5 protein-coding genes are annotated in these 4077 nt (G+C 69.4%); 3 read left to right on the forward strand and 2 right to left on the reverse strand.

The genetic code is table 11. The features are described 5' to 3' along the window. Positions 1-323: 323 nt before the first annotated feature. The 3 genes from Q0C81_RS03560 (at position 324) to Q0C81_RS03570 (ending at position 2716) form a co-directional block, all read left to right on the forward strand. A complete protein-coding gene (locus tag Q0C81_RS03560) occupies positions 324-560 on the forward strand; it encodes a hypothetical protein (protein ID WP_291833621.1) in 237 nt (78 codons plus the stop codon). 97 nt (positions 561-657) lie between these two features. Further along, positions 658-1752, forward strand: coding sequence for a membrane dipeptidase (locus tag Q0C81_RS03565; protein WP_291833624.1), 1095 nt, complete (start codon positions 658-660; stop codon positions 1750-1752). Between the two features lie 73 nt (positions 1753-1825). Further along, positions 1826-2716: a GyrI-like domain-containing protein gene (locus tag Q0C81_RS03570; RefSeq protein ID WP_291833627.1), complete on the forward strand. Its 891-nt coding sequence runs from the start codon at positions 1826-1828 to the stop codon at positions 2714-2716. A gap of 77 nt (positions 2717-2793) precedes the next feature. Here Q0C81_RS03570 and Q0C81_RS03575 read toward each other — a convergent pair whose 3' ends face one another. Together Q0C81_RS03575 and Q0C81_RS03580 are read right to left on the reverse strand one after the other, a co-directional pair. Continuing rightward, on the reverse strand, positions 2794-3090 hold the full coding sequence (locus Q0C81_RS03575; protein WP_291833630.1) for a hypothetical protein: 297 nt from the start codon (positions 3088-3090) through the stop codon (positions 2794-2796). A gap of 18 nt (positions 3091-3108) precedes the next feature. Further along, positions 3109-4077, reverse strand: a 969-nt coding sequence (locus tag Q0C81_RS03580) for an acyl-CoA dehydrogenase (RefSeq protein WP_291833634.1), incomplete at its 5' end; no start/stop codon positions are given.

Raw genomic sequence — 4077 nt, forward strand, 5'->3', positions numbered from 1 at the left:
GATCGTCATTCCGGCTCGCTCTCCCACACCGCTTATCCCGGCGAACGCCGGGACCCCGTCCTGTCCAGGGTGACACGAGCCCCTGAACTGACGGCGTGAGGTCAGTCCGGCGCCGCTCATCACCCAAAGCACCGGGTCCCGGCGTTCGCCGGGATGAGCGGAGATGAAGAATGTGGGTGTGGTGGGGGTTCTCGGCAGCCTCATCGTCGCCTTCGTCTCTCGCGGAAGGTCCGGCGGCGGTCGGAATTGGGCGCGAGCCCTGGAACGACCGGCTTGGAAACTTCTTTTGGCGTTTCGGAAAAAAGCGAGTGCGAAGAGTGCGGATGGCCGTGCAGCCGTCCGGCCTTCACGCGGGCGGCGAAGCGCAGCGCGCGCAGGGCTTTCATGACGAGACGGCCCCAGTCGCGGGCGGCGCGGGCGCGGCGCTGACGGCGGGCCGCGGTCCGTTGCTCGACGGCGAAGCGATGGATCGCCCGCATGTCCGCAGAGCCGTCGTCGAGGAGGAATGGGCTGATCATGCCCGACAGGATGACACGGCCATGCGTCGGGATTGGACGTAGGGAGGTGAACCGGTGTGAAGACGCCGGCGAGGTTACGGCGATTTAACTCGTGGTTCCCGGACAACCGCCGCCAAGCTCCAGGCTTGGGAGAGCGCACATGAACCGACGTGAATTGCTGGCGGGCTCTCTCGGGGGCGCGGCCCTGGTCGGCCTCGGGCCCGTGCAGGCGCAGGGCCGGACGCCTCGACGCTTCATGGTGGATGCGCTGGCGATCGGCGGGGCGGGATCGGTGGACGGTCCGGAAGTCCTGGCCGCCGGAATGGATGCGCTGGTCCTGGACATGACCATCTTCCCGCGCGCGCAAGGGGAGGCGACGGCGGCCCTGTCGGCGTGGAACGCCCGCGTGGCGGAGGACGGCGCGGCGTTGAGCCTCATCCGCAAGGGGGCTGATTTCCAGGCCGCCCGGGACGCCGGCAAGCTGGGCGTGGTCATCGCGTGCCAGGACGCGTCGATCCTGGGACCGTCGGTCATTTCCTATTCCGACCGGAACCTGGAGGCTCTGAGAGCCATGCACGCCGCGGGGCTGAGAATCCTCCAGCTGACTCACAACGAGAGGACCGGCGCGGGCGACGGCTTCATGGAGCCCCAGGACGGCGGCCTGTCGTTGCTGGGCGCCCGGGTCGTGGAGGAGATGGGCCGGCTGGGCGGCCTGATCGACCTGTCCCATTGCAGCGAGCGGACGACCATCGAGGCCATCCGCCTGTCCGCCGGACCGATCGCCGTCACCCACGCCGGCTGCCGCGCCTTGCACCCCAGCCTGCGCAACAAGACGGACGAGGCGATCCGGGCGCTGGCGGACAAGGGCGGCTTCTTCGGCGTCTTCATGATGAGCCGCTGGCTGACGGACCGCGACACCTCCTCGGTCGAGGACGTCGTGGATCACATCGACCATGTGGTGAAGATCGGCGGCGTCGAGGTCGCGGGGTTCGGCAGCGACCAGCCGGCGATGGGCGACCCCAGTCCCCAGGCCGCCAAGGTCGCCCGGCTAGCCGACTATCAGGCCCGGAACCTGGGACGGGCCGGGGCAGAGCCGCTGCACGGCCACGTGACCTGTGCGGACATGGACGGCCCGGACCGGATGACGGTGCTGGCCGGGGCCCTGGCGCGGAGAGGCTACGGCGCTTCGGACGTCGACAAGATCGTGGGCGGCAATTTCGTGAGGGTGTTCAGCGACGCTACGGCCGGATCCTAGGGCGGAGCGCAGAACCGCAAGATCGGTCGAGCGCGTGACGGGCCGGCGCGTCAAACCCGGATCGCCACAACGGATGAGGACGATGACGGCGGCGCTGGACCACTATCATGCCCGGATGCGGAGGGTGCTGGATCACATCGACCGGCACCTGGACGGCGATCTGGACCTGGAGGCGGTGAGCGGCGTCGCGGCGTTTTCCAAATTCCATTTCCACCGGCAGTTCAAGGCGACCTTCGGGGTGTCCCTGCATCGCTACGTCCAGCTGGCCCGCCTCCGGCAGGCCTCGAAACGGCTGGCCGACGGGCAGGGGGCCAGCGTGACCGACATCGCCCTGGACGCCGGCTACGAGACGCCCGACGCCTTCGCCCGCGCCTTTCGGCAGAGGTTCCGGCAGTCGCCGTCGAGTTTCCGGAAGTCTCCCGACTGGGAGCCGTGGCTCCGGGCCTTCGGGCCTTTCAACGCAGCCAGGAGCAAGCTCATGCCGACGACCTTCACCCCCGACCAGATCACCATTCGCGAGGTGGCCCCGACCCGCGTGGCCATGTTCGAACACCGGGGCGACCCGCAGACCCTGGACGTCACCATCCAGCGCTTCATCGCCTGGCGGAAGGCCGCCGGGCTGTCGCCCCAGACCAGCCCGACCTTCAACATCTGGTATTCCGAGCGGCGCCCCGCGAACCCCGCGGACTACCGCATGGACCTGTGCGTCGGGCTGAGCCCCGACCAGCCGATCATCGACCGGGGCGAGGGGGTCCGGGAAGGCGAGATCCCCGGCGGCCGCTGCGCCGTGCTGAGGGTCACGGGGGACACCCACAACCTGGAGCCCGCGGCTCTGTACCTGTACCGCGACTGGCTGCCGGCCAGCGGCGAGGAGATGCGGGACTTCCCCATCTACTGCCAGCGCTTCCTGCTGGGGGATCCGGAGCAGGGGGCGGCGGCGGAGCTGCACCTGCCGTTGAAGTAGGGTTCAGCCGGACGTGCGTCCACGCTCAGGCCCTAGCGGTCGCACCGGAAGGTGACCCGGAGCCGGTTCGTGCACTCTCAACGGGCGAGGTGATATTGATCCGTGGCCGCGTCCACGCCGAAGCCTCCGGCAAGCCCGATCACGATCATGACCACGAATGCGACCGCGTACTGTCGTTTCGCGGTGGGCTCCGGGCTCCACTGGAAGAAGTTCCTGGCCAGGGGGAACGCCAGAAACACGTGCACCACGATGAAGATGAGCCCGTAGGCGCTATCGGTGATAATCCCAAGGACGACACAGACCGCAAAGAGCAGGCCTGAGCCGACCAGGAGAAACCGGTAAGGCACCAGGTTCTGCTTTTCGTAGGGATACACGGCGCGGCTCCCGGCCGATCAGCCGGCCAGCACGTCCACGCTCATCCGCTCGAGCAGGGCGCCGCCCTGGCCGACGGCAGCGAGGCGGCTGGAGACGTGGCCCAGGACGTTGGCGGCGTAGACTTCGTAGAGCGCGATCTTGCCTTCCAGCCAGACCGGGTCGCCCCGGCCGGCGTCCAGCTCGGCGCGGGCCCACAGGGCGCCCTTGGCCAGCATCCAGCCGCCCGTGACGTCGCCCAGCAGCTTCAGATAGGCGTCGGCGGCGGCCAGGACGTCGGCGGCGCGGTCCTTGTCGCTCTTGGCGTCCAGCAGCCAGAGGGTGGCGTCCTCGACGGCCTCGACGGCGTTGGCGAAGCGCTCGACCGGCTTGCCGGTGTAGAGCTTGGGCAACTGGGCGAGGGTGGTCTTGAAGTCGGCGATCAGGTCGCGGGCGGACTGGCCGCCGTCCTGCGACAGCTTGCGGCCGACCAGGTCCATGGCCTGGATGCCGTTGGTGCCTTCGTAGATCGGGGTGATGCGGGCGTCGCGGTAGTACTGGGCCGCGCCGGTCTCCTCGATGAAGCCCATGCCGCCGTGGACCTGGACGCCCTGGGAGGCGACCTCGCAGCCGACGTCGGTGGACCAGGCCTTGGCGATGGGGGTGAACAGGTCCTCGCGGCCCTTCCACTGGCGGCGCTCGTCCTCGGTGGCGGCGTGGCGGGCCAGGTCGGCGGCGACGCCGGTGGACAGGCAGATGGCGCGGGCGGCGGCGATCCTGGCCTTCATCACCGAGAGGGTGCGGCGCACGTCCGGGTGATCGACGATGGGGCTGTTGGCGGCGCCGGTCCAGACGCTGCGGCCCTGCTTGCGCTCGCGGGCGTATTCCAGCGCATGCTGGTAGGCGCGCTCGGCGATGCCGACGCCCTCGACGCCGACGGCGAGGCGGGCCGCGTTCATCATGATGAACATGTGGGCCAGGCCTCGTTGGGCGTGCCGACCAGTTCGGCG

The sequence above is a fragment of the Brevundimonas sp. genome, assembly GCF_023259385.1.
Lineage (GTDB): Bacteria > Pseudomonadota > Alphaproteobacteria > Caulobacterales > Caulobacteraceae > Brevundimonas.